Here is a 25,422-nt window from a genome sequence, read left to right as displayed (position 1 = left end):
TGATTCCTGTTCAGTACAGGAATCATCTTTTGTCGTGCGCTCGTCATGGGCGATCACTAGGCCGCTGCTCAATCGTGTTGCTGCAAAGGTAGCATGATGGTAATTTTAGTGCCTAATCCAACTTCACTATGAATGGTTACGCCGTAGTTTTGTCCGTAAGCAAGTTGCACGCGTTCATGAACGTTTTTGATTCCATATCCTGCTTTCGATTCGGAGGATAACAGTGCTTCTACTTGTTCAGAAGACATTCCGCAACCGTCGTCTTCTACTTCAAGCAAGAGCGCTGGAGCACCTTCGTGCATGGATTGGTAAATACGGATGGAGATTTCCAAACTTTTATGATCATCATATATGGCGTGATTAATGGCGTTTTCGACAAAAGGTTGCAACAACAATTTTAAAGTTTCATTCGTTGACAAGCTTTCGTCAACTTCCCAGCGTTCAATAAAGCTATCATCAAAGCGCATATGCTGGATTGCAAGATAGTGTTTGGTAAGGGCGATTTCTTTCTCCAGAGTAATATATTGATGCCCCATATTGAGTGATGTTTGATAGAATTTTGCGAGATGGCTGACAATTTTGCTTACTTCAATATCATCGTTTTGGATGGCCAGAGAGGAAATACCCGACAGCGTATTATATAGAAAATGCGGATTGATCTGGCTTTGCAAGGCATAAAGTTCCGCATCGCGCTTGGCAATTTCCTTGACGTACAGCTTATCGATCAAGTCTTTGAGACGCGTGCTCATCTTGTTGAAAGCCGCGCTTACTTGACCGATTTCATCCTTGCTGGAATCGTTGAGCAAGAGGGTGAAATTTCCTTGCTCTACTTGCGCTGCTTGACGGTTTAATTTACGCAGGCGGCGCGAAAGGTATTTGGCAATGACAATGATCATTAAGACGGATAAGACAAGACAAAAGAGGGCAATGACAACTATTTGCATAGCTGTTTGACGAGATGAACGCATGATTTCGTCCACTGGCGTGAGAGAAACGGTTTTCCAACCATCATACATGGTGTTATACACCAGCAGAGTGGGATGTCCGTTAATGGTGACGATTTCTTGGTTGCCGGACAACTCGGGGCCGATGGCTTCGCTGAATGACAGGTTTAAAAGCGATTTATCGGATGCGGAGATGATTTGATTGTGTTCGTTGAGCAAGTAGACGCTTTTGTTCTGCTCTTCTTTTTCGATTAACTTGTAGAGCAATTCTTCATAGAGACCGATCGTCACCATTCCGTAAAATTGGTTTTGCGCGTTAAAGTTGAGAATACGCCCGAGATATATGACGTTCTTGCCGTTTTTGTCTTCTTGAATGACGTTGCTGAATATATTGTTGCCGTAGGTTTGTTGCAATTGAATAAGGTACTCAATCGGTAGATTTTCATGCGTGATATGTTTGAGAAACAGACCATCCTCCGGAAGCGTTTGATTGTCTACATAAAGGTTGATGCTGGCAAGGTTGTTGTTCGCAGTCATCAAGCTGTATAGAAGTCCATCGATATATCGGTATGCTTCGAGGATCGAAATGTCGCTTGTGTAGGATTGCGTCAGATAAGCTTGTAAGGTTTCATCCGTATAAATCATAGATGAAATTTGGCGAAGATTATCCAAATGGGCGTTTACATTGCTGCTGATTTGTTGGTTGCTGCTAGACATATTTTCATAAGTCAATTCGAGCAAGCGTTGCTCCGTACGGTCGTAGAAGAAAACCGTAATGAATATAAGAGGGGTGATCGTAACGGTAAGAAACATGAGCAGCAGCTTCTGCAGCAAAGTCGAATTGTTGAAAAGCTTTTTCAGTGTTTTCATGTTCGTTGTCCCTTTTTCGCATGCGTACGGTATTGGTTAGGGGTGAGCCCCGTGCGTTTGAAAAAGATGGAGCCGAAATAGGAAGGGCTTTCATAGCCGACCCGTTTGGCAATCTCATGAACTCTAATATTCGTTTCCCGCAGCATGAGGCAAGCATGGTCCATGCGGATCTGAGTTGCATATTCGATTACCGTTTTGCCGGTAACATCTTTGAATATCGTTCGGAGATAGTTGGGAGAAAGAAAGATGAGTTCAGCCAGCATATCAATCGAAATAACCTGTCCATAATTATTTTGTATGATTTTGCATACTTCGTTGACAATTTCGATATGTCGATCGACAGGAGATGCTTCCAGCTCGTCCATCACGATGCTTAGGATTTGCCGCATGTGCGTCTTCATGGACTGCATGCTTTCCATCAGGGAAAGGCGCCCGAAAAAGGGGGAATCTTTTTCGATTATGTCTTGCAAATGACGGTTATTAGCCGCAACTGCGGACCGTACGGCATCAAAAACGGAAACGCTTCCCACAAAAACTTGACTGATATTTCCTGGCGGCAGACCGCCATCGTAAAAGTCATGGAGCCATTCTTCAACTTGGTCTCTGCGGTTTTGTTGCACGGCGGCAATCAAGTGCTCCGTTCTGGGGAATGGATCCTTGCGCCATAAAACTTGCCTATTTTCCCCGTATTTGTCGATAAGTCCGGTGCCGTGAATCGCAACCATTTGATTGCGCATTTGCAGCATCTTTGGCCATTGTTTTGTAAAGGAGAGCAGCGATTGCGGGTTGTCCGTCAGGAACAGAGATATATAGCGCCTCGCGTTCGCGGACTGATTCCGCCAATGCGTTAACACGTCGCTATCGGCTTCCTTCGTGACGAAAATCCATTGGCCATCGCGCAGCTTGGTCAGTATGCCGGGGGAAAAGCTGGGCAATCCGGCGATAAAAAATTCCAATCGTTCCACAGTGGAAAAATCGCCGGAAGGCGCGTCGAATGCAAGCGGATTCTCTGCCAACAGAGCATATTCGTCAATACTGATAAACACAAAATAAAATGTTTTGTTATCCGCAGGAAGATGCAAATGGTGGTTGTATACGGTTGTCACTTCGTCCGCTAAGCCGGAGAGCAGATTACCCCCGATTTGAAGAAGTTCGCGCAGGTATTCTCCCGATGTTAATAAGGCGGAATTGAGCCGGTTTTTCTGCTGCTCGCAACGTTGACGAACCGTCCTCATCGTGGAAGCCAGTTCTTCGTGGTCGATCGGCTTCAGCAAATAGCCGCATGCACCATGTTGCAGCGCGGCACAAGCATAATCAAATTCATTGTATCCGCTTAGAAAAACAATTTGAATGTTAGGAAAGCGAGTATGAACTTGCTTACAGAGCTCAATGCCGTCCATGACGGGCATTTTAACGTCGGTAATGAGAATATCAGGTTGCAGGGCTTCTATTTGTTTCATTGCATCTCGTCCGTTGCTGGCAGTGGCAACGACGCGGCAGGACATTTGTTCCCAATCGATATAATGGGCAAGGGCGTTTAAGGTAAGCCGTTCGTCATCGACTAAAATAATAGTGTACATAGACCCTCCGCGCATGTCGCTTGATATAGTTTAGCAGGAACAATACAGTGTAATCTCTTCAAACCCTTACTTAGAACAGAGTATAAGTTTCGATGTAAGCATTGTCAATGGAATGGATTCCGTTTGCCGGATCCCTGATTCTGCCTGCTTTTTTGCATAATGTTTCACTAAAATCCATATTTTTCAACCCAAACGCTTGATATTGCGAAAGTTAGTTTTTTAGCGATAGAAATCGGAACATCGTGATATAGCCATTCAATTCGAGATTCCCTATGATGAATTCATAATCTTAAATTGGACACGAGGAGGCGGGAGAATGGAATTCGAGGTGGATAAAAGCAACGAGAAAATGCCGTTTCTTAAAAGTCCTACAATTAAAAAAATGGTTCGGCAGCGATATTTTTATTTGCTTCTCATCCCGGGAGTGATATGGGCGGCACTGTTTGCTTATGCTCCCATGGTTGGATTGTACATGGCATTCGTAGATTATCAGCCGACGTTAGGGGATTTCTGGGGCTCACTTATTAAAGCGGACTTTGTGGGATTTCAGTGGTTTGAATACTTCTTTTCGGGACAAGATTTTTGGCGAGTGATGCGCAATACTTTGGTTTCGAGCATATTAACCCTGTCGATAGGGTTTGTTCTTCCTATTTTTATTGCAATAACGCTGAATGAAGTAAGGATAAACTGGTTTAAACGGACGATACAAACAGCCTCCTATTTACCGTTTTTTATTTCCTGGGTTGTTGCTGCAAGTATCGTGATAACACTGTTGTCTGCCGAAGGGCCTGTCAATCAACTGCTGATGAAAATCGGAGTTGTAGAACAAGGCGTTTTGTTTATGCAGGAAGGCAAGATGTTCTGGATCATCATAGCCCTATCTAATGCCTGGAAAGATATGGGTTACAATTCCATCATGTATCTGGCTGCCATTGCCGCCATTCCAACGGAGTTATTTGAAGCCGCGAAAGTGGACGGTGCCAATCGTTTGAAGCAAATCTGGCACGTCTTACTGCCGATGCTGCGGCCTACGATTATTATTCTGTTGATTTTGAACATTGGCAACTTGATGAATACCGGATTCGATCAATATTTTTTACTGGGTAATTCACTGAACAGATCTTATTCCGATGTCATTGATACTTATGCGTTCCGTTATGGCATTCAGAATGGCATGTTCTCCTATGCAGCTGCCGTAAGTATGTTCAAATCCGTCATCGCTTTTATTCTGGTGATAACTGTAAACCATATTTCTAAAAAAATGGGCCAAACACATCTGTTCTAAACGTTCGTGCATGCGGCTGGGGGAGGAATAAGTAAATGGATCATGAAGTTGCGCGGTGGAACAAGACGGGCGCTGGAAGCAAGCGGTCACAGCGCTATACGCTGGCAACCGTTACGGGGAATACGTTCGTTTACGGATTTTTATTGTTATTGTTCATCGTTACGTTTTTTCCGTTCTGGCATATCTTCATTTTGTCCTTGAATGATGCGTCCGACCCGACTTATGGACAATTTATGCTATGGCCGAGCGATTTCAGCCTGGAGAGTTACAAAACCGTTTTGAATGATGCGGAAATTCTGAATTCCATCGTAGTGACGGTAGGTCGAACGGTGATCGGAGTACCTCTTACGCTGGCTTGCGTTTCCATGCTGGCGTATGCGCTAAGCAAAAGAGAACTTGTAGGCTGGCGCGGAATTAATTTGTTTTTTGTATTTACGATGTATTTCAGCGGCGGATTGATTCCCACTTACATGGTCGTGCGCAGCTTGAATCTGATCGACAGTTTCTGGGTTTTTATCTTCCCCGGCATTATGAGTATATTTTGGATGATATTAGTCCGCACCTATATGGAAGGTTTGCCTAAAGAGATGGAGGAAGCGGCGCAAATAGAAGGTGCAAATGACATTCAGATTTTTCTAAAAGTAATCATACCCGTGTGTACTCCAGTACTGGCAACGATCACCTTGTTTTCAGCCATTGGTCATTGGAATGCTTGGTATGATGCCTACATTTATACCTATAATCCCGATTTAAAAACATTGTCGGCTGTATTGGTGAAAATTCTGAATCAGTTCCAAACCAGTGACATGTTAAGCGCGGCACAGCAGCTTGCCAATGAACAGCGTAAGTTGCCGGTATCCAGCGAGAGTATCCGCATGGCCGTTACTATGGTAGCTACGCTGCCGATCATTCTTATGTATCCATTATTGCAGAAGTACTTCCTAAAAGGAATGCTTATCGGGGCGGTAAAAGGCTAAGCGATATCCATCTAAGATAGATCGCGATTTCGTCCATATCCCGAAACTGACATCAAGTAACGGGCTAAGGTTGAAATATAAATCCCCCTTACAGAAGTAGGAGGGAAGCAAGAAGCTATTTCATTCATAGGAGGGGTATCGGAATGAGAAAAAGAATCGTCATGGCAGTGGTACTTGCAGGCACTATGCTTTTGAGCGCTTGTAGTTCCGGAAAGAACAATGTTGCTGAAAACGTAACCAAGGGGGAAGAAACAAACCGTACAACGAAGAAGCCGATTACGTTGACTTTGTTCGACAAAAACGTGGGCGATCCGTTTACTAACCCTGTTGCGCAAGAAATTACGGAACGTACGGGCGTGTTTATCGAGGTTCAGCAGCCTACCGGCAATCCGGACGAGAAACTGAATTTGATGTTAGTCAGCGGTGATTTGCCTGATATTGCTCTAATCGACAGACGTGAAGCAACCTTGAACAAATACATTGCCGGCGGAGCTTTGATTCCGCTGAATGATTTGATTGAGAAGTACGCTCCGAATATCAAGGCGCGTTATGGCGACGTGCTTTCCAAAAGCGTGTACGAGGATGGCAAAAATTATTACTTGAACAACTGGTACGGCTTGGATCCGGATCCAAACTGGGCAATCAATATGCGCATGGATGTCCTGGAAGAGTTCGGATATGGCGAGCGAGCATTGGCCGGAGATTCCTTTACGCAGGATGAATTTTTAGACTTGCTGAGAAAATTCAAAGCCAAATATCCATCCGTGGACGGAAATCCTTCCATACCGATGACCGTGAACGCGGAACACATGCCTACTATCATTGGTTCATTCAAGGCGATGTATGGGATGAAAACGTATTATGAGAAAGATGGCCGTCTTGCGTTTATCGTAAGGGATCCGCGTTACTTGGAAATGATCAAATTCATCAACACTCTCTATACGGAAGGTTTGCTTGACCGTGAATGGGGAATCAACAAAGCTCAAAATTACGAGCAAAAAACGTCCAGCGGACGGGTGTTCGCAACGGCGGGCGGCATCGTGAACGAAGCCAACAGCGCGTTCCGCGCTCAAAACGGCGAGGATACCAATAAATTGTTCTATGGATTTAAAGTAACGGCCCCGGGCGTCGATCCGGCAGACACGACATTCGGGCCTCGCAGTTCCTTGGGCTGGGACGGCGTCGGCATTACGGTAGATAATAAGCATCCGGTAGAAACGATCAAATTCTTGGACTTCCTGGCAAGCGAAGAAGGTCAGTATTTGCTGATGTGGGGAAAAGAAGGCATGAACTGGAATATGGAGAACGGCGTTCATGTACCGACGCAAGAAGCGTTGGATGCCATTAGAGCGGATTGGGCGGAATTCTCGAAAACGACGGGCGCGCGCAAATGGACATGGATGATTCGAAATGGATTGGGCGAAGACGGCACTCCTTATGACTTAATGTTCCGTTACAACAGAGATAACGTGAATCAACATGCGCTGAAATCGATGGAAGGTTCCACTTGGGATACCGCGCTTTATGATGATCTAGGTCCAAAGGGTGGCACTCCGGACGCGCTGAGCGAGCAAAAAATCAAGGATATCATCGACAATAGCTTCTCTAATATGGTGTATGCCAAATCGCATGCTGAAATTGACGACATGTACAAAAAAATGATTGCGGAGCTGGAAGCCAATCAAGCCGTGAAGATTGAAGATATTTACACGGCTAACTACAAGGTTCGTATGGAATTGTACAATACCGCCGAAAGCAAATAAGCATGTAGCAATCCAAGAAGCATCGCTATGAAGACGGGGCAGAGTGCGACAAGATGTATCCTGCCCCTTGTACTATTCATGTAGGAGAATTCGATTTCCAAGGAGATATAAGATGGCGATTCATATTGGCGAAAACAATGTTTTTTTGTTAAACACAAAAAATTGTTCGTATAGCTTTAGCGTGGATCAGGAAGGGCTCTTGCGGCATCTATATTGGGGCTCGCGCATAGATGCGATCGAGGATTTCAAGAATGAGCCGTATGTGTGGGAGCAGGGCTTTCATCCCATCTATGACGTCAAGAGAGAAGAATGCTCCTCTTTTGGAACGATGCGGTTCAAAGAAACCTCATTCAAAGTAACGTTTGCCGATGGCGTCAGAGATTTTCGTTATCGTTATATAGGGCATACGATTGACAAAGACGAACTCACAGTAATCCTGGAAGATACGGTGTATCCGCTTCAAATGTCCCTGCACTACAAGGTCTATGAAGAGGTAGATATCATTGAAAAGCGTCGCACGGTAAAAAACGGCGGCAGCGATGTCGTTACGGTGGAGCGTTTGCATTCGGGAGAGTGTTCGTTGCCTGGAGCAGGCTGGAATCTAAAAAATTTTAACGGCATGTGGAATTCCGATTTTGATGCTTACGAGCAAAAAATAACGGGCGGAAAAACGGTGTTGGAAAGTCTGCGCGGCGCAACGGGCCATGTAGCCAATCCGAGCTTTGTTCTGCATCAAAATGCGGGGGAAACCTACGGAGAAGTCTATTACGGCGCTCTGGCATGGTCAGGAAATTTCAAAATCGTATTGGAGCAAACTCCTTACGAGTATTTAAACATATTGGCGGGCATGGGCGATACGGACTTTGAATGGCGATTAACGGGCGGGACAACGTTGGAGACGCCGGCACTTTATCTGGGCTATTCTCCTGATGGATTCGATAGAATGTCGAATTCGATGGGGGAATTCGCAAGAAAGTACGTGATGCCGGAGCCGATGGCGGCTAAGCCTCTTTCGGTTTTATACAACTCCTGGGAGGCCACGTATTTTGACGTGAACGAGCAGGCGCAGCTTCAGCTTATAGAAAAGGCCGCGCAAGTAGGCGTGGAGCTGTTCGTCATGGATGACGGTTGGTTCGGACAGCGCAAAGACGATCATGCCGGTCTGGGAGACTGGCAGGTGAACACAGTCAAGTTTCCAAACGGACTGGCACCGCTGACCCAAAAGCTGAAGAGCTGCGGGATGCATTTCGGTTTGTGGATTGAGCCTGAAATGGTGAACCAAAGCAGTGAATTGTATCGCGCTCATCCTGACTGGGTCTATCATTACGCAAGCCGTCCGGTGATGGAAGGGCGTTACCAGTATATGCTGGATCTTACAAGGCAAGATGTACAGGATTATATCATTGGAGAAATCGACCGGTTGCTTACGGAGAACGATATCTCCTATATCAAATGGGATATGAACAGAGGCATAAGCGAGGTTGCTTCCGCTATGTTGGATCGCAGCGAATTTAAAAGCATTTGGTACCGGCATACGAAAGGGTTCTACCATATTATCCAATCGTTGAGGGCGCTGCATCCCGAGGTAGAGTGGGAAGCTTGCGCAAGCGGCGGCGGTCGCGTGGATTATGGCGCCATGCCATATTTCGATGAATTCTGGCCAAGCGATAACACGGATCCACTGGACCGATTGTCTATTCAGGAAGGATATAGCTATCTCTATCCAATCAAGTATATGCGTGCATGGGTGACGGATTCGGGGAGCAATGGCAAACGCGCGATGCCGCTGTTGTTCCGGTTGCATTGCTCCATGTGCGGCGCGCTCGGCATCGGTCTCAATTTGAATGAGAGTACGGAAGAGGATACGGAGCTTCTGAAAAAATACGTGACGCTCTATAAAGAAGTGCGTCCGATTATACAGTTTGGGCAATTGCACCGATTGGCTTCGTTGCAAGCGGACGGATTGCAGGCCGTGCAGTACGAAAATGGAGAAGATAGCGTATTGTTTGCATTCCTGGATCATCCCTCTCGCTGGCGCACAACCTTTACGATTCGTCCAAGAGGGTTGGATGCGAATACGAGTTACCGGGTGGAGATAGAAGGACAGCAACAGCAGAAATATTCAGGCGCGTTTTTGATGAACAGCGGTCTCCGCATTATACTGAATCATGATTATGCAAGCTGCATGGTGCGCTTGTTGCCGGATCGTTAAGACTGAGATGATGATCAAATCACAATTAAAAACGAATGGATAGGGGATTGCATCTATGTGGAAACTGTATTCGCCTAATCGTGCGGTTAGTCTTACGGTATTCGAGAATTCCGAGAAGGAATTAGGGTACGCCGTCGAGCGCAATGGCCAAGCGGTAATCGAGCAAAGCAAGCTTGGCCTTGAAAGCGATTTGGAAAATTTCACGAAAGCCTTTCGTTTCGTAAAAGAAACCCGTGTCGTCGTTGACGAAACCTATTCGATACCGGCGGGCAAAAAAGCGGTTTATGGCAACCATGCGAATGAAATGACGTTAGAGTTCGAGCGCGGAGCGTATACGTTCGTACTGTGCGCGCGTGCTTACGATGACGGGGCTGCTTTCCGGTATCAAGTCCTATCCGATGCAGAGAAACCGATGAAAGTAATCCGGGAAGCAACAAACTTCACTTTGGCGGAGGCCTACGACGACTTGTGGCTGCAGCACTTGACCAACAGCTATGAAGCTACCTATGATCATACCGGATGGGAAGACAAAGAAGGCAGAGATTACGGAATGCCAAGCTTGTTCCACGCCGACAATGGCGGTTGGGTCATGATTACGGAAGCAGAGGTCTATAACACGGACGGAAGCTATTGCTCTTGTCATTTGCGCGGAGCGGGCAAGCGAACCATGTTTTTGGAATTCGCTCCGGAAGAGATGGGCTCGCCTCTCTCCTGTAAACTGCCGTTTTCCTCTCCTTGGCGCGTCATCGTGGCGACGGACGACTTGAACGAAATGGTGAATACAACGATTAACTATAACTTGAATCCGCCTGCTACGATGGAGGATACAAGCTGGATCAAGCCGGGACGTTGTTTATGGGCTTGGTGGGAATATATGAATAGCGCACAGCTATACACGGAGCAAAAACGTTATGTGGATTTTGCGGCAGGGATCGGATTCGAAGGACTCACCGTGGATGCGGATTGGGATATTACGTGGCTGAAAGAGTTGTGCGATTATGCCCATTCGAAAGGGATTGTCGTATGGCTGTGGAGCGCCATGCAGTATATCGACACCCCTGAAAAAGCGCAGGAGAAAATTCCGCTCTGGGCAAGCTGCGGGGTAGACGGGCTTAAGGTCGATTTCTTCCAGAACGATTCTCAGCACACGATGTGGCAATATGAAATGATTGCAAACGTCATGACGGAACATCGGTTGATGATTAATTTCCATGGGGCAACCAAATGTATGGGCGAAGGACGTACATGGCCGAACTTTATGACGGCGGAAGGGATCTTGGGACTCGAACATTATATGTGGAGCGGCTTGCCTGACGCCAGGCACAATTGTACGGTTCCGTTTACGCGCAATGTGGTCGGTCCGATGGATTATACGCCGACAGGATTCTCGAACAAAAACCGAAATACGACGTTAGGGCATCAAATGGCGCTTTCAGTCGTATACGAATCAGGCGCTTCGCATATCGCAGCTTCTATTTACTATTTGGAAGCGTGGAGAGGGACCGATTTTTTACGCCGCATGAAGCCTGTTTACGATGAAATAAAGGTGTTGTCCGGATTCCCGGGCCATCATGCCGCCATTATGCGCCGTTCCCAAGAAGAGTGGTTGATTGGCTGCATAACCAACGAAGCGATGATCGTGCGTCTGAAAATGGATTTCCTGCCCGAAGGCGAGTACGAGGCTGAAATTTATGAGGATGACTCCAGCGGCGAAATGATGAAAGTGAAGCGCCGCAAAGTGACCTCCGCCGATGTAATCGAACTTCCGCTTCTGAAAAGCGGCGGTGCCGGAATCTATATCGCCAAAGAAATCTCGGAGCTGCCAAAAGGGATTTGTTCCGGTTACATGAGCGAAGCAAGAACAGAGTACGTAGCGTTAGCCGGAAAAACGCTGCAAGGCAGCGAGCCTGTCGTGTATGAAAACGAACAGGAAGCCGTATTGCTGAATGGCAGTATCGTGTTCGCAGTGAAAACAACGGACTCGCCTCAAACCATAAGGCTGTTCTATGCGGCAAAAGAGCCTTGGACGCTGCGCGTAAGCGACGGAATCAACAAAGTGGACATGGACATGCCGCAAAGCGGCTCTAATAAAATATTCCTTACCAAAGACGTGGTATTTCCTTTCGCCGGCGGCGAGAGCGCTTTGTTCATCGAACGTATTGCAGGAGTAGTGCCCGCTTTGGAAAAAATCCATATTATTGATAACAAACCACAGAAAGAATTGTATATTCCTGTTGGGAAAGGCAGCTTGAGCGGTGGCGCAGAATTTGTTTTGGACGCAGCGGGCATGGAAAAGGTTACAGGTCTTGGTAATGGAGGCGAGCTTAAGTTCAACCATATTATGCTGCCTAAGGATGGCTACTATCTAATGCGCTTTGACTATTGTGCAGGGGAAAGCAGAGACCTCAGTGTAGAGCTTAACGGAGGAGCGCACACGTACAGAACAAATTTGCACAACACAGCCGGCTGGGGCTTCCCTAGTTGGGATATAAAAGACCAGCGTGAAATTCGCATTTGGATGCAAGCAGGCAACAATACATTGCGTCTATACAATGATGAAGGCCGGGTAGTTCATATATACGGTTTTGCGATTATTGCAGACGAGTAAGAATGGATGCGGATGCTGACATCATCGATACGAAAGCACGATCTATACTAACATGCTACTAAACAAATGGTGGCCGGTTACGCTTACGGGCAGGGAAATTCAATCCTTTTATCGAACACCTAGTCAATGGTTGAAATAACGACAGACGCACGCAACGACAAGGAAGGAGTGAGGTTATGAAATTATTGCTTACATCTGCAGGCATCAATAACAAAAGCATACACGACGCGCTAGTTGACATGCTGGGCAAGCCGATCGCCGATTCTAACGCCCTGTGCATCCCCACCGCGATGTACGGACACCCCTGGGTCGGCCCCGGCGTAAAAGCCTGGCAGTTCATAAGCGGAATTTCCGAGAATCCCATGGTCAAGAATCCCATGGTCGACCTGGGCTGGAAGTCCGTCGGCGTGCTGGAGCTCACAGCGCTGCCAAGCATCAACCAAGACCGATGGGTGCCGCTGGTCCGGGAGACGGACGTCCTGCTGGTGGCAGGCGGGGACGCCCTCTACCTATGCCACTGGATGCGGCAGTCCGGACTGGCAGACCTCTTGCCGTCGCTGCAGGCAGTTTATGTGGGAATGAGCGCCGGGAGTATGGTGATGGCACCTAACATTGGGGAATTCTTCGTTGGCTGGACTCCACCTACCGGTGGTGATGAAACGCTAAGTTTGGTTGATTTTGCAATATTTCCGCATCTGGATCACGAGATGCTGCCTGGAAACACCATGGCTGCTGCAGAGAGATGGGCCGCTGGGATGAAAGGGCCGACGTATGCGATTGATGATCAGACCGCCATCAAAGTAGTCGACGGAACAGTAGAAGTTGTTTCCGAAGGGAATTGGAAACATTTTTTGCCCTGATATACATATATGCATTAGAATCCGCGTTTTTGAACTGCACCCCGCTTGTTAGACATCATCTAACAAGCGGGTTTTTTTTTTGAGCAAGTTTACTGAAGAAATGAAGTTTGGTTTAGGGGTTTTCATCGATACGCCCCTTGTACCTACGAGTACTCCCGAAAACAATATCCGCTGATCCGTTAAAATATCCCCGTAACGTCCGAGGCGAGCATAAATACGAGCACGAAACCGAGCACGACGACGGAGGCGATTCCTTTTTTCCTCTTTGCGCCTTGGGTATCCTTCAGCTTAAAGCCGGTGTACAGGAGTAGACCGACCACGATCAGCACAAGCTCCATAGCGGCGGATAACCAAGGCCACCTCCATGCGCCCAGCCCGAGCAGCGGAAGATCGCCCCAGTTGCCCGGCAATAACGGCATATCCCCTCGGTGGACGACGAGATCGAGTACCCAGTGACTGAAGACGACGCTGGCCATGATCCTGCTCGCTCTTTTCCCCCATAGCCGCCAAGCTAGCAAGCCGGCCAGGACCGAGAGGAGCAGCGCCGCGACGAGCGAATGCGTGTAATCCGCGTGAATGATCAGCTCCCCATAACCGCTGCCGTGCGTTTTGTCGTCCATCGATTCCGCACCACGCATCACCATCGGGATAAATACGATGTCCAGCAGCTGCGAACCCGCCAACAATGCCCACAGCGGAACTTCCGGCGCCTTCGCCCGTACTCCCGCCGCCAAACCGAAATGTCCTGCAAACATGTATTATACTCTCCTTTTAGTTCTATAACCAATGGTTAGTAACCTTTGGTTATAATATAACCGTCCGGTTATTTATACGTCAACAGCATTTTTACGGAGCAAAAAAACCGCCAATGAACTTGGCGGTTTCCATTCGCGATAGGTTGGCGGATTGCCGGTGAATGCTGCCGGGTGACAAGAACATATATCTTTAGCCGATTAGGACAAGAACCTGTACGATAGGAGTAAAAGGCAGAATAACTCGACTTCAGTCGGTTAAACTATCCAGTGATCATAAGCTTGCCCGCAGTTAAAGAGGTATTTCATAGTGTTGTCCTGACTCATAGCCGCTTTCGCATACATCGAGAAAAACACTCTCATCCAAAAATAGAGTAAAACTGTTGACATGGAGTAAACTCCATATTTTAAGATACGGATGCGGTTGAAAACGAACAGCATAGCTGGGTTAGAGAGGAGGCAATAGATGGAGCCTACATTTTCAATCGCAGAGATTTCGGATAAGTCAGGACTCAGTTACGATACGATACGGTATTATGTAAAGATTGGCCTCCTGCCTCCGACGAAGCGTAAGGAAAACGGGCAGAGGGAATATGGCACGGTCCATCTCGAACGTCTGGTCTTTATTTCGCATCTCAAACGAACCGGCATGCCGCTAATAGAAATTAAACATTACATGTCCTTGGCATCCGCTAAAAATTATGAGAGCTGTTATGACTTACTTTATAAGCATAAACACGAAATAGAATCGAAAATGATGGAAATAAAGGCAACGTTGGAAGTAGTGAATTATAAGTTAGATCATTTTAAGGACCTAATGAAGAAAGCAAGACTAGGAGGAGAATGAACATGAAAGAAGATAACAACTATCTGGTAACACCTCAAAAACCAATCCATTCGGGCTTTGGTTCGCAAACAACCGCACGGGAAGTAGTTATTGGCTGTGACTTGAATGGAAAAATCGCCATCGTAACCGGCGGGTACTCAGGCGTCGGACTTGAAACAACCCGCGCCTTAGCCGAGGCTGGAGCAACAGTCATTGTACCTGCACGTTCACCAGAGAAAGCACTCACTTCGGTTGCAGGTATCCATAGAGTAGAGTTAGAAGAGTTGGATCTGATCGATCCTGCTTCAATCGAGGCATTTGCTCAAAAGTTTCTGGACTCTGGACGACCGCTGGATATCCTGATCAATAATGCCGGTATAATGGCTCCTCCCCTAGTACGGGACGCACGTGGTTACGAGTCGCAATTTGCAACCAATCATTTGGGTCACTTTCAGTTAACGTTACAGTTATGGCCCGCTTTGAAAAAGGCAAAAGACGCGCGGGTAGTTTCTGTTTCATCAACAGGTATCCGTTTTGGTGGCGTTGATTTTGAGGATCCAAATTTTGAACAGAAGGAATACGATAAATGGAAGGCTTATGGCCAGTCCAAATCTGCTAATGCGCTTTTTGCCGTTGCACTGGACAAGCGTGGGCAATCGCACGGTATCCGCGCGTTTTCTGTGCATCCAGGAAGAATTATGACCGATTTAGTGCGTTTTATGTCGGAAGAGGAAAAGGCTGCAGCAACTGGAGAACTAAAGACAACGGAGCAGGGTGCTGCTACCAGCGTGTGGTGCGCGACCAGTCCACAACTTGAGGGCAAAGGAGGCGTTTTCTGCTTAGATGTTGATATTGCCGAAGTCATTACGGCAGAAGCACCACAAGGACTGAGTCAAAAGCTAACAGGTGTATTTCCTTGGGCGATTGATCCTGAATATGCGGAGCGACTTTGGCAAATCAGTGAGAAATTGACCCGTATAAAATTTACAGATTGAGATGTTTTATGAAAATTGAAAATGTCCGAGAACGTTAGTTCAAACCTTCCAGCTTCAATTTCATCCACAATCATTCCTTCTAATCAATAAGAATATAACATGAAATGCATTGGAATAAATAAAAGAGATCCAGTATGATGGCATTAATAAATTTCGGGGAGATAGAAATGGGGAATGTGCACATAAATCGAATATTGGTTCTATATATGTGATCGCTTCGGTTGGTATTATCCACAATCCCATGATTCTATCTCATTCGGCGACGCGTTCAAGCCCGTCATGGAAACGAAGTGTTATCCTATCGACCGCACGTAGCATATGGTTGAGGAGCTTCTTGTGAATTCAGGTATTCCATATACAATAATTCAGCCAGGGGTATTTATGCAGAATATTCTCGAGTCTTGGAAGTTGCTTAGTGAAAAAGGTATCTTTCAACAAAAGTATTTTACGACTCAAGAAACGCGCATCTGTATGGTTGACTTAGAAGACTTAGCCGAGGCAGCTTCAATAATTCTTACTAGTCCAGGACATAGATGGGCTACATATGAACTCTGTGGACCTGAAAATTTATCTTTGTCCGATATGATCGCAGCACAATTAAAAAAGCGTGGATCAGGAGACCATCAAGTAAATACAATATTAAAGATGTTTCAACATTACAATGAACATGGATCTAATGGTAATTCTAATGTTTAACGTGGGTATTAGGTAGAAAGCCAAATGATTTTTCATCCTTCATTCTTCGAATATTAATAAGCAAGAACTGATCATTAAAGGCCGCGAAAATCGCGGCTTTTATTTATGGGATCAAGTTCTTGTCATAATCAAATGACAAGAACTTGAAACTGGGTTTTCGCATTGCTAAAGCATAATGAGAGCGTCTGCAAGATTTATAAAATTCTCCAATATATGACCCTTGCCTATCAACATATGCGAATCTTCGAATAGTTTGTAATACAACTTCAAGGAGACGAGGGGAGAAGGTTATGAAACTGCTAATCATCGCACCTGAACAAATTCCAGTTCCGCCGCCGGTCGGAGGGTCGGTGGAGAATTGCATCTATCAGATCACAAAGCAAATTTCGAGCGAGCACCAAGTCACGATCGTCAGTCTATTTCGCAAAAATCTAGCACGTAAATCTATCGTCGACAACATGACGATCTTGAGAGTATCCGGTGGTTCTAAGCAAGCGTATTTATCAAACGCGATTCGGAAAGTGAAAGGGAACCGCTACGATCTAATTCAGATCGACAATAGGCCGGGCTTCGCAAAAGCGGTTCGGCAATCGTTTCCGAAAACGCCAATTGTCGTCTTCATGCATTCCATGACATTCGCATCCAGCCCCATGACAACGACGCAGAAAGCGAATGCGGATTTCAATTACGCGAATCTGATCGTCGGCAACAGCAAATCGCTCCAGCAGTCTTTGATCAAGCGCTTTCCCGCACATAAAGCAAAAATCAACTTCGTACATCTTGGCGTCGATACAGAAAAGTTCCATCCAATCGGCTCGTCTTCCTCCAAACCGTTCCACCTTCTCTTCGCCGGAAGGCTCATTCCGAGGAAGGGGGTCCCTACATTGTTGAAGGCTTTCGGTCTAGCGCTTAAATCCATTCCTTCGCTACGATTAACGGTTGCTGGCGGATCAGGGAAAGCCTCCTACAAGGCATTCTTGAAGAGAACCGCACGCAACCTGAACGTTCCCGTTCAGTTCAAGGGAAATCTCTCCCGCAAGCAAATGCCGGCGTTCTACCGAACAGGCGACTGCTTCGTTTGTCCTTCGCAGAAGCACGAGGCATTCGGACTCGTCAACGTCGAAGCGATGGCTAGTGGCCTGCCGGTAATCGCCTCCCATAACGGAGGAATACCGGAAATCGTGCAACATGGCCGGAACGGGCTGCTCGTGCAAGACTATCACAAACCATCGGCGTTCGCCGCCCAAATCATCAAACTCGCGAGCGATTCGGAAATGCGCGGCCGGCTCGCCAAGCAGGCTAGGAAGGATGTTCAGAACAGGTTCAACTGGAAGCTGACTGCCTCGAATTTAATGGAGCTGTATAAAAGTAAATTGAAATAGAAATGGGACGACAAGGACGTAGTATGAAGGGAGCAGTTCAAACAAAAACACCTCAATGACCCTAGGCTAAGACATTGAGGTGTTTGATCCTGCATGGAGTTGCGCTTATTTAGGTTCCATTCCGTCCGGTAAGGGCAGAAGATCGAGCGTCCGATCGACGTAAGGTTTGAAATCTTTCGTACTTATGATCGTGGCGCCTTTGGAAGCGAGCAGCTGCTTTTCTGAAACCTTCCAAGTATGAGATTTTCGGTTTGCGCGGCGGTATGCTGCGAAGTTGTAGGAAGAGGCAGTGAATACTTTGAATCCTTGTTTCAGGCATGCTTGAACGAATCGCGCATCGGACCCGGCAACCACCTTAGTCGAGAAGGTAACCTTCTTGAATACCCGTTTGTGGAACATGATCGTGGGACCTGCTATTCGCCTGCACCGGCCATATGGCTTGACTGTCGTTTTGCGAAGCAGCAACAGGGAACGGTGCGGGAAGAAGAAATAACTGGAACGTTTACCGACGACATCGGCTTTCTTCTTAAGAAACAATAACATAGATTCATCGAGATATTGAGGCGAATAGTAGTCATCGTCATCGAATTTGGCAATGTAGCTATATCGGGCACGAGTTACCGCATAATTGAGGCATGCCCCAAGATTTCTGCTCTCGTCGACCCGAAAAACACGGACGTTGTCGTATTTTTTTGCAAGTTCTTTGTATGGTCCCATGGCGATGTCGTTGTCATTAATGATTACAATGAGCTCTTTGACGCTCCATTCCTGACGGGCGTAATTTTCGAACATATTTTGCATGAGTTCATTTCGAATCGTCGAGGTAATGATTGTTACGCCAGTATCTATATCCGCGGATGTCATCTTTTTCTCCTTTTAAAAAAGACCATCTAGTTGACAAATCTTCTATAATACTTCGTTTTGCGAACAAGCCGGCATTGCGACATGTAGCGGTACGTAGATTTCTTCTGCGTATGGCTGTTGTGGTTTTTTCTTCGGATGCAGACATAATGCCGTTTGGACAAGGAATATACGCGAAAGCCTCTACGAATACAGCGCCCGATCCAACCGGAATCGGTGCCGGATTTTTTAAACTCGGGAAACGGGACACGATTCCAGACTGTTTTCCTGAAAACCAGCGTACCGCCTTTTACGCTGCGGCTATATTTCCATTCGCCGCCACGGCGGAACACCATCAATGCCCGCTTCGCTTTGAAATAGAGGAAGGCGGTATGTTTGCCGACGATGGACGCCTTGCCGCGTTTAATTGCTCTGGCGGCTTCCCTAAGAAACTTAGGGCCGTAATAATCATCGTCGTCGAACTTGGCGATGATTCCGTTTTCAGCCAGATTAATGGCATAGTTCAAACATTTTCCGAGTTTGTATTTCTGGGAAAGCTGGAATACTCGGACTTCATTTTCCGGGAATTGACTTGCCCGCTGTCGATAGAGCTCGATATCCATGTTGTCGTTGTTTAAGATAATAATCATTTGTTTATTCTTCCAAAGTTGACGAGCGTAATTCTCGAATACGTTGTCAATGCAGGAGGATCTCATCGTACAGGCGATCACAGTAATCATCTTAGTTGCCACCTCCATTCGATGTGGGTTGAAGCTTAGCTTTCCGCCGGTTCCATAATGTATTTTTTTTAATTTTGTACAATTTTTTGTTGATGATCTTCTGATACAGCTTTAGGAATGAATCCGTCATAATGATATCTGAATAGCGAGTTCTCGCATAACGCCTGCACTTGCGCGCTGTGGGCAGCCTTTTGGGGTATCTGACTTTCATTGCCATACCAGATGTGGTCTTGCACAAGAGCCGTGGCATTCCCCTAAGCACCTCGGCGACTCCGCCCTTCCGAAATCCGAGCACTGGGGTGCCGCTAGCAAGCGCTTCGATGAGGACAAGACCGAATGGTTCATCCCAAGTCGAAGTGAACAGGACACAGCTGGCATTGGCAAGAAGCTCATGCTTGAGATCTCCGCCAACGGGGCCAACGTAGCGGATTTGCTTGCCCAGATGCGGTTTTATTTTGGTGTTGTAATATTTTTTGTCGTTCAGCGTACCAGCGATGATGAGCCGTCTGCCCGTTTTCTTAGCCACCTTGATGGCGAGATGGACGCCTTTTTCCTTGATCAATCTTCCCAAGAAGAGCAGGTATTTCTGTTTGGTGGATTTAAAGGTGTAATCCTCCATACGGATTCCGTTGTGGACCGCGTAGCCTTTTCGTTTCCCGTATTTACGCAAGATAAATTTACTTACGTATACCCGAATCTGCACGTTTGACTTAATTCCCTTGGAATGGGATTGGCAGATAGTCGGAATCGGAGGATTCGCTTTCGCGACGATGCCGTAGTGATCGTGAATGATGTCCACATCAGATGGAAGGTTTTTTATAATGAAGTCGAGTTGCTCTTTGGGATCGTCCGATTCATATTCAAACGTTTGGGTTGCATTCGAGGTCGATCCTTTTTTAGCAAAGAGAAACACCTCATGCCCCCGTCTGACCAATTCTTCCGTCAAATAATGAACATCGCGCTGCGTGCCCCCGTAATCCTTCGGAGGGACAGGAATCGTATTGGTTGAGATTTGAGCTATTCTCAAAATATCCCACAGCTCCTTAGGTCAGTGTCTTCCATAGGCGTTTCTTTGTAGGATATGAATGGACTCTTTTGCAGGGCACGGCGCTTTCATCAAGATCAGCGGCATTTTTTCTTGCGTAGTGTGTGGCCTATACCAAGTGAAAGCCGTTTTCATAGAATAATAGCAGTTCGTAAGAAGGGAGAGAGGCTGTTGAAGGGATTGATTCTCTGTGCGGGGAAAGGAAGCCGATTATATCCGTTTACCCATAGTCGGCCAAAGACGCTTATACCTATTGCTAATACCCCCCTATTGCAATTATCGCTTGTGAAATTAATAGAGCTCGGCATAGATCAGGTCGGCATAGTAATTCATCCGTCGCAGGAAGCGGCCATTCGTGAGCAATTCGGCGAGGGAGAAGCACTCGGCATTTCGATTTCGTATATCTATCAGTATGAGGCCAGAGGAATAGCTCATGCGGTCAAGCAAGCTCAGACATTTATCTCGGAGGAAGCTTTTCTGTTGCTCCTAGGGGATAATCTGATTTCCGCTCCGTTGTATGCGCTGAAGGACGACATCGAGCTTGGAGGGGTACAAGCATCCTTGCTGCTCGCGAATGTTACAGCTCCGAAGGATTATGGCATCGTCGATATTCAGGATGGGCAAATTATCAGTCTTGATGAGAAGCCGGCGATTCCTAAGTCTAATTTGGCGGTGCTTGGTTCATATGCTTTCACTAAAGATATTTTCACGGCGATTGACGAAATTCAACCTTCTAAGCGGGGGGAATATGAGATTACGGATGCGATTCAAAAGTTGCTCGAGCAGCGTCTAGTTGTTGCCTACCATGTTACTGATCAGTTGAACATAGATGTAGGTACAATGGACCGGTGGCTGGAGGCTAACCAGAAATTGCTTAGTGCAGATGCGTCGAAGAATCGGATTCACGAGTCCGTCAGGCTCGAACGGTGTACAATCGTAGAGCCTGTATCCATTGATAAGGACTGCGTGCTGAAGAATTGCTGCATCGGGCCGTACGTGTCCGTTGGCGCCGGCTCCAGGCTGGAAAACTGTCATATTGAAAACAGTGTAATTTTGAATGGGGTTCACGCGAAAGACCCTCCATTCATGTTAAAAAATGTTATTCTCGGCGAGCATTCAATCTTCGCCTGTGTGAACAACGACGAGGGAGCGAACGAACCTTGAAAATTTTAATAATAGGGACGGGCTACGTAGGGGTTACGACCGCCATGGTTTTTGCAGAGTCTGGCTGGCAAGTCACGGGGCTTGATGTCGATGCCTTCAAAATCGAACGGTTGAGGCAGGGACGTTTGCATTTTCACGAGCCCGGCCTTGAAGATCTTATATCAAAGCATGTGCGCAGTGGCCGATTGCTCTTTACGACGGATAAAGAGAAGGCCATCGCTGAGCACGACATCATTTTTATATGCGTCGGAACGCCCTCGCAGTTGGACGGAAACGCGGATCTGCGCTACATTCAACAGGCAGCTGAGGACATCGGGTACTGGATGAATGACTACAAGCTCGTCGTCACCAAAAGCACTGTCCCCGTAGGCTCGCAAGAGCAAATAAAAACGTGGATCGAGGCGTCTCAGCGTGTGGCCTACTCTTTCGATGTCGCTTCAAATCCCGAATTTCTGCGGGAAGGCAAGGCTGTGGAAGATGCCTTGCGGCCGGATCGAATCGTAATTGGCACGGACAGCGCAAATGCAACGGAGCAGCTTCAAAAGCTGTACGGGGCGTTTCAATGCCCTTGGATCGTAACGAAGCCGCGGACCGCAGAGTTAATCAAGTATGCGTCCAATGCGTTTCTCGCAACAAAAATATCGTATATGAACGAGCTTGCGAGACTTTGTGATGAGTTGGAAATCAACGTTAAAGAGGTTGCCGACGGAATGGGGCTAGATCCTCGGATCGGACCAAGCTTCCTCCAAGCTGGTCTGGGGTATGGAGGCTCCTGTTTTCCGAAAGACGTCTCGGAGCTGGTCATGACAGCAAGAAAGCACGAAGTGAATCTTCGTATTCTGGACCAAGTGATGGAAGTTAACTGCCTTCAATTTAATTATTTGCTTGACAAGGCGAGGAAGCGTCTGGGAGATTTTACAGATAAATACATTGCAGTATTGGGGCTTGCGTTCAAGCCAAATACGGACGATATCCGTGAAGCGCCAGCACTACGGGTGATTCAAGAGCTGATACTCGAAAAGGCAAAAGTAAGATTGTTTGACCCCATCGCTAAATTGCCAGTCGATGTTTGTTATGAGACGGTGACGGTCTGTGGATCGGTGGAAGAAGCCTTACAAAATGCGGAAGCGGTCATCTTATGCACCGAGTGGACGGAGTTTGGACAGCTGAATTGGGAGCACCTAAGAGCTCTCCTTACGCAGGCCAATTTCTTCGACGGTCGCAATATGATGGATGCGAGGCAGATGCGTGGAATCGGTTATTATTATCAGGGCATCGGTAACGATTATTAGCCGAAGTCATACGACATAAAAGACCATTAGAGATTCCTTAAATCGAAGCAAGATAGGTTACAATGTAATTTACCGTTCCAGACATTCTTACATGACATTTCAAAAAAAGGAGCAGTCTATGGAAGGCTCCTTTTTGTTGTAAGAGGATAAGAGCATATTGTATTAAATTCCGCGTATTACGCGGTTTTTTTATTTTATGGATACAAGTTCTTGTCCTTTCCAAAAGCGCCTAGGTGGAATTGAGCGCCAAGAAAGAGATTGTATCGACGCTGTGATGTCATTCAGGGACTTGGTCAGCACGGATGAAGAGGTAGGGTGAAGAGCTGGGAAACGAAGGGATACCTTCGACGGATTATAGGACTGCTAGACCTTGTGATCCAAAATACGGAGCTTTGCTCGAGGCAGCAACCTGAAAAATGGTTAGATTGCCGTCGTCCTTAATATGAAATGCAGAGATGGTGCCCTGGTTGCCGTTGAGTACATAAAAATAACGTCCATCTTTGGATACGCCTACATCCATCGGAAGGCCTGTTGGTACCCCTTCGGGCGTACTGGCAACGTTACGGAGGAATGTCAGGGCTCCTTTTCGATCGATATGGTAAACGGCTATCGTGCCACTTGAGGTATTAGGCGTGAAAGCGAATTGTTCATCCTTTGTTACGGCAACCCAACAAGTAGCTTTCTGACCGGTCGGAACAGAGCCGCTAATTACATCGAGCCGTCCATTAGGATTCAATGAATAAGAGGATAACGCATTGGAGCCCGCTTCTGTAACCAAAAGAACGCCGGAGGATAGAAATAAAGAGCCAAATGGTAGCATACCGTTAGATTCATTAATGATAGGTCCTGTAACCGTACCGTCTTGATTGACATGGAATACACTGAGAAGATTCGTTGAAATTTCTGATACGATAATTTTCCTTCCATCTGGATTGAAAAGAACTTGCGATGGCTGGGCATTTAACGAACTTAGAGAATGGGTCGATCCGGGGATAGAAGTAAGACGTCCAAATTGATCGATCCGAAATCCTGAGATATTAGATGTGAAATTGTTCGCGGCATTGCCTACGTTGGCAACGTAGAGAAGATTCCCGAATACCGCTATACTTGTAGGTTGAGCCCCTCCTGAGGGCTTAACATCGGCGAGAACGGGTAATCCGTTATTGCTTATGATAAAGCTACTGATACTATGATTTCCCGCATTAACGGCAAAAAGAAAATGACCGTCGGGTGACAATGTGAGTGCGCCTTGTGATGATAAGGGATCGATGCCTCCTCTTTTTGCGGCTTCAAAGTTGACCCCTCGTACTCCGGAACCACTTCCATAAGTCGGGAATCGCCCGGCAATGGTGAGGGTTCCATTGATTTCCCTATAGAAGACGATGACTTGGTTTACTTCCATATTGGTCATCATGTAAACCATGTTCGGCATGGTACAGTTCTCCTCCTTAATCGCTACAGCTGGATGCATGAAGTTCCGGCCACCATCGATTAATTGTATTCAGTCATGAAAGAGATCATGAAGAGAACTTGCTTTATATGACCCAACGATAGAATTGCCGGTAAATGGATTCTATTGATGGCGCGACGTGGTACACGTGAAGAATATATAGTCCGAAGAAGAGTATCTATAACGAGGTTAAGGCTACAGCTGAATTGACTTAGGTTAACATGCTCGAACGCAAGAAATCCGCCTTACAAAGCGGGTTTCTTTTTTTTAGCCAAGTTTCACTCTACTTCAATTACCAATGATTCCGGAATTGACAGAACTTCATCAAAAGTATATATTGTGGACATTAAATATCGACGATAATAATTGTCTATATTACAGAAGGGAGGAGAAGATACGTCATGAATAAAATGCTTATCATTAATGCCCACCCGAAAATGGAAGCCAGTTCTTCTTTCAGTTCGAAAGTGCTTCATCATTTTTTGATGAACTATAAGGAATTGAATCCAAGTCAGACCATGGAACAAATCAATCTATATAGCGATGAAGTACCCCCAGTCGATCAAACGGCACTAAGCGCATGGGACAAGTTGGCGAAAGGTGAACCAATTACTGCCGAAGAACAGAAAGTGACTTCGCGCATGGCAGAGGTACTGCAACAGTTCAAAAGCGCCAATAAGTACGTCATCGCAATGCCGCTGCATAACTTCAATATTCAACTCAAACTCAATGATTATATAGATAACATAATGATCCCTCGGGAGACGTTCACATATACGGAGAATGGCTCGGTAGGGTTGCTAAAGGACGGTCGAAGTCTTCTTGTTATCCAAGATAAGGAAGTTGAGTGTTCTCATAACTATCTCAAATCCATGTTCAAATTCCTGGGGGTTGAAGATTATCAGATCATCAAGGGTCAAACGACTGCTGTATCAAATCGGGATGAAATATTGGAGAATGCTTATAGAGAGGCTGAGGAAGCTGCGACATATTTATCCAAAGTGCCGGTTCTGATGTGAAAAAGAATACCGAAACTCATTTCCAATAGTTGGCAGTTCAACGATTAACATGGTTGCACGCATTACAGAAATAATAAGCGTAAAGACCATAACACCAAGTAAGAATTCTCACAGCAGCCTTA

The 25,422-nt window shown here is 46.4% G+C and carries 20 protein-coding genes; 13 read left to right on the top strand and 7 right to left on the bottom strand.

The window, feature by feature from the left end:
- Window positions 1-68: 68 nt before the first annotated feature.
- Together I8J30_RS09665 and I8J30_RS09660 are read right to left on the bottom strand one after the other, a co-directional pair.
- Window positions 69-1,814 (bottom strand): sensor histidine kinase, encoded by a 1,746-nt coding sequence (locus tag I8J30_RS09665; RefSeq protein WP_210657682.1) that lies wholly within the window; start codon window positions 1,812-1,814, stop codon window positions 69-71.
- Window positions 1,811-3,394 carry a response regulator gene (locus I8J30_RS09660; RefSeq protein WP_210657680.1) on the bottom strand — a complete coding sequence of 528 codons (1,584 nt, stop codon included), beginning with the start codon at window positions 3,392-3,394 and terminating at the stop codon, window positions 1,811-1,813. Before I8J30_RS09660 ends, I8J30_RS09665 begins: the two co-directional genes overlap by 4 nt.
- 316 nt (window positions 3,395-3,710) lie before the next feature.
- Here I8J30_RS09660 and I8J30_RS09655 point away from each other — a divergent pair, with 316 nt between their 5' ends.
- The 6 genes from I8J30_RS09655 to I8J30_RS09630 all read left to right on the top strand — a co-directional run bounded on the left by I8J30_RS09655 (window position 3,711) and on the right by I8J30_RS09630 (window position 13,099).
- Entirely contained in the window at window positions 3,711-4,679 is a 969-nt protein-coding gene (locus I8J30_RS09655; RefSeq protein ID WP_210657678.1) for an ABC transporter permease, read from the top strand.
- Between the two features lie 35 nt (window positions 4,680-4,714).
- Entirely contained in the window at window positions 4,715-5,656 is a 942-nt protein-coding gene (locus tag I8J30_RS09650; RefSeq protein WP_240548010.1) for a carbohydrate ABC transporter permease, read from the top strand.
- Window positions 5,657-5,799: 143 nt separating this feature from the next.
- Window positions 5,800-7,419, top strand: coding sequence for an extracellular solute-binding protein (locus tag I8J30_RS09645; RefSeq protein WP_210657676.1), 1,620 nt, complete (start codon window positions 5,800-5,802; stop codon window positions 7,417-7,419).
- A 112-nt stretch (window positions 7,420-7,531) separates the two neighbouring features.
- Complete coding sequence (locus I8J30_RS09640) at window positions 7,532-9,631, top strand: alpha-galactosidase (protein ID WP_210657674.1); 2,100 nt, start codon at window positions 7,532-7,534, stop codon at window positions 9,629-9,631.
- 55 nt (window positions 9,632-9,686) lie between these two features.
- Window positions 9,687-12,239, top strand: a complete 2,553-nt coding sequence (locus I8J30_RS09635) for a glycoside hydrolase family 97 N-terminal domain-containing protein (RefSeq protein ID WP_210657672.1) — start codon at window positions 9,687-9,689, stop codon at window positions 12,237-12,239.
- Window positions 12,240-12,415: 176 nt separating this feature from the next.
- The gene (locus I8J30_RS09630; RefSeq protein WP_210657670.1) at window positions 12,416-13,099 is read left to right on the top strand and encodes a Type 1 glutamine amidotransferase-like domain-containing protein; all 684 of its coding nucleotides are present in this window, start codon (window positions 12,416-12,418) and stop codon (window positions 13,097-13,099) included.
- Between the two features lie 179 nt (window positions 13,100-13,278).
- Here I8J30_RS09630 and I8J30_RS09625 read toward each other — a convergent pair whose 3' ends face one another.
- Complete coding sequence (locus I8J30_RS09625) at window positions 13,279-13,854, bottom strand: metal-dependent hydrolase (protein ID WP_210657668.1); 576 nt, start codon at window positions 13,852-13,854, stop codon at window positions 13,279-13,281.
- 463 nt (window positions 13,855-14,317) lie between these two features.
- On the opposite strand from I8J30_RS09625, the gene I8J30_RS09620 reads away from it, so the two are divergent.
- From I8J30_RS09620 to I8J30_RS09605, 4 genes are all read left to right on the top strand, one after another.
- Window positions 14,318-14,698 (top strand): MerR family transcriptional regulator, encoded by a 381-nt coding sequence (locus I8J30_RS09620; protein ID WP_210657666.1) that lies wholly within the window; start codon window positions 14,318-14,320, stop codon window positions 14,696-14,698.
- 2 nt (window positions 14,699-14,700) lie between these two features.
- A complete protein-coding gene (locus I8J30_RS09615) occupies window positions 14,701-15,672 on the top strand; it encodes an oxidoreductase (RefSeq protein ID WP_210657664.1) in 972 nt (323 codons plus the stop codon).
- Between the two features lie 336 nt (window positions 15,673-16,008).
- The gene (locus tag I8J30_RS09610) at window positions 16,009-16,368 is read left to right on the top strand and encodes an SDR family oxidoreductase (protein WP_210657663.1); all 360 of its coding nucleotides are present in this window, start codon (window positions 16,009-16,011) and stop codon (window positions 16,366-16,368) included.
- Between the two features lie 290 nt (window positions 16,369-16,658).
- Window positions 16,659-17,750, top strand: a complete 1,092-nt coding sequence (locus I8J30_RS09605; protein ID WP_210657661.1) for a glycosyltransferase family 4 protein — start codon at window positions 16,659-16,661, stop codon at window positions 17,748-17,750.
- A 105-nt stretch (window positions 17,751-17,855) separates the two neighbouring features.
- Here I8J30_RS09605 and I8J30_RS09600 read toward each other — a convergent pair whose 3' ends face one another.
- The 3 genes from I8J30_RS09600 to I8J30_RS09590 are packed head-to-tail and all read right to left on the bottom strand — an operon-like array spanning window position 17,856 to window position 20,276.
- The gene (locus I8J30_RS09600; protein ID WP_210657659.1) at window positions 17,856-18,614 is read right to left on the bottom strand and encodes a glycosyltransferase family 2 protein; all 759 of its coding nucleotides are present in this window, start codon (window positions 18,612-18,614) and stop codon (window positions 17,856-17,858) included.
- 26 nt (window positions 18,615-18,640) lie between these two features.
- Window positions 18,641-19,330: a glycosyltransferase family 2 protein gene (locus tag I8J30_RS09595; RefSeq protein ID WP_210657657.1), complete on the bottom strand. Its 690-nt coding sequence runs from the start codon at window positions 19,328-19,330 to the stop codon at window positions 18,641-18,643.
- Between the two features lies 1 nt (window position 19,331).
- Entirely contained in the window at window positions 19,332-20,276 is a 945-nt protein-coding gene (locus I8J30_RS09590) for a glycosyltransferase (RefSeq protein WP_210657655.1), read from the bottom strand.
- Window positions 20,277-20,546: 270 nt separating this feature from the next.
- Here I8J30_RS09590 and I8J30_RS09585 point away from each other — a divergent pair, with 270 nt between their 5' ends.
- Window positions 20,547-21,539, top strand: coding sequence for a sugar phosphate nucleotidyltransferase (locus I8J30_RS09585; protein WP_210657653.1), 993 nt, complete (start codon window positions 20,547-20,549; stop codon window positions 21,537-21,539).
- The gene (locus I8J30_RS09580; RefSeq protein WP_210657651.1) at window positions 21,536-22,831 is read left to right on the top strand and encodes a UDP-glucose dehydrogenase family protein; all 1,296 of its coding nucleotides are present in this window, start codon (window positions 21,536-21,538) and stop codon (window positions 22,829-22,831) included. The genes I8J30_RS09585 and I8J30_RS09580 overlap by 4 nt, the downstream gene beginning before the upstream one ends.
- A 352-nt stretch (window positions 22,832-23,183) precedes the next feature.
- Here I8J30_RS09580 and I8J30_RS09575 read toward each other — a convergent pair whose 3' ends face one another.
- On the bottom strand, window positions 23,184-24,263 hold the full coding sequence (locus I8J30_RS09575) for a lactonase family protein (protein ID WP_210657649.1): 1,080 nt from the start codon (window positions 24,261-24,263) through the stop codon (window positions 23,184-23,186).
- A 419-nt stretch (window positions 24,264-24,682) separates the two neighbouring features.
- Here I8J30_RS09575 and I8J30_RS09570 point away from each other — a divergent pair, with 419 nt between their 5' ends.
- The gene (locus I8J30_RS09570) at window positions 24,683-25,300 is read left to right on the top strand and encodes an FMN-dependent NADH-azoreductase (RefSeq protein WP_210657647.1); all 618 of its coding nucleotides are present in this window, start codon (window positions 24,683-24,685) and stop codon (window positions 25,298-25,300) included.
- The last annotated feature ends 122 nt before the right edge of the window (window positions 25,301-25,422 follow it).

The organism is Paenibacillus lignilyticus (genome assembly GCF_017942085.1).
Taxonomy (GTDB): domain Bacteria; phylum Bacillota; class Bacilli; order Paenibacillales; family Paenibacillaceae; genus Paenibacillus_Z; species Paenibacillus_Z lignilyticus.
This window is presented reverse-complemented; position numbering and strand designations above follow the sequence as displayed.

Bases quoted from the DNA above. Each gene is read 5' to 3' on its own strand.
- I8J30_RS09665 (WP_210657682.1), bottom strand. From the start codon at position 1,814: ATGAAAACACTGAAAAAGCTTTTCAACAATTCGACTTTGCTGCAGAAG.
- I8J30_RS09660 (WP_210657680.1), bottom strand. From the start codon at position 3,394: ATGTACACTATTATTTTAGTCGATGACGAACGGCTTACCTTAAACGCC.
- I8J30_RS09655 (WP_210657678.1), top strand. From the start codon at position 3,711: ATGGAATTCGAGGTGGATAAAAGCAACGAGAAAATGCCGTTTCTTAAA.
- I8J30_RS09650 (WP_240548010.1), top strand. From the start codon at position 4,715: ATGGATCATGAAGTTGCGCGGTGGAACAAGACGGGCGCTGGAAGCAAG.
- I8J30_RS09645 (WP_210657676.1), top strand. From the start codon at position 5,800: ATGAGAAAAAGAATCGTCATGGCAGTGGTACTTGCAGGCACTATGCTT.
- I8J30_RS09640 (WP_210657674.1), top strand. From the start codon at position 7,532: ATGGCGATTCATATTGGCGAAAACAATGTTTTTTTGTTAAACACAAAA.
- I8J30_RS09635 (WP_210657672.1), top strand. From the start codon at position 9,687: ATGTGGAAACTGTATTCGCCTAATCGTGCGGTTAGTCTTACGGTATTC.
- I8J30_RS09630 (WP_210657670.1), top strand. From the start codon at position 12,416: ATGAAATTATTGCTTACATCTGCAGGCATCAATAACAAAAGCATACAC.
- I8J30_RS09625 (WP_210657668.1), bottom strand. From the start codon at position 13,854: ATGTTTGCAGGACATTTCGGTTTGGCGGCGGGAGTACGGGCGAAGGCG.
- I8J30_RS09620 (WP_210657666.1), top strand. From the start codon at position 14,318: ATGGAGCCTACATTTTCAATCGCAGAGATTTCGGATAAGTCAGGACTC.
- I8J30_RS09615 (WP_210657664.1), top strand. From the start codon at position 14,701: ATGAAAGAAGATAACAACTATCTGGTAACACCTCAAAAACCAATCCAT.
- I8J30_RS09605 (WP_210657661.1), top strand. From the start codon at position 16,659: ATGAAACTGCTAATCATCGCACCTGAACAAATTCCAGTTCCGCCGCCG.
- I8J30_RS09600 (WP_210657659.1), bottom strand. From the start codon at position 18,614: ATGACATCCGCGGATATAGATACTGGCGTAACAATCATTACCTCGACG.
- I8J30_RS09595 (WP_210657657.1), bottom strand. From the start codon at position 19,330: ATGATTACTGTGATCGCCTGTACGATGAGATCCTCCTGCATTGACAAC.
- I8J30_RS09575 (WP_210657649.1), bottom strand. From the start codon at position 24,263: ATGCCGAACATGGTTTACATGATGACCAATATGGAAGTAAACCAAGTC.
- I8J30_RS09570 (WP_210657647.1), top strand. From the start codon at position 24,683: ATGAATAAAATGCTTATCATTAATGCCCACCCGAAAATGGAAGCCAGT.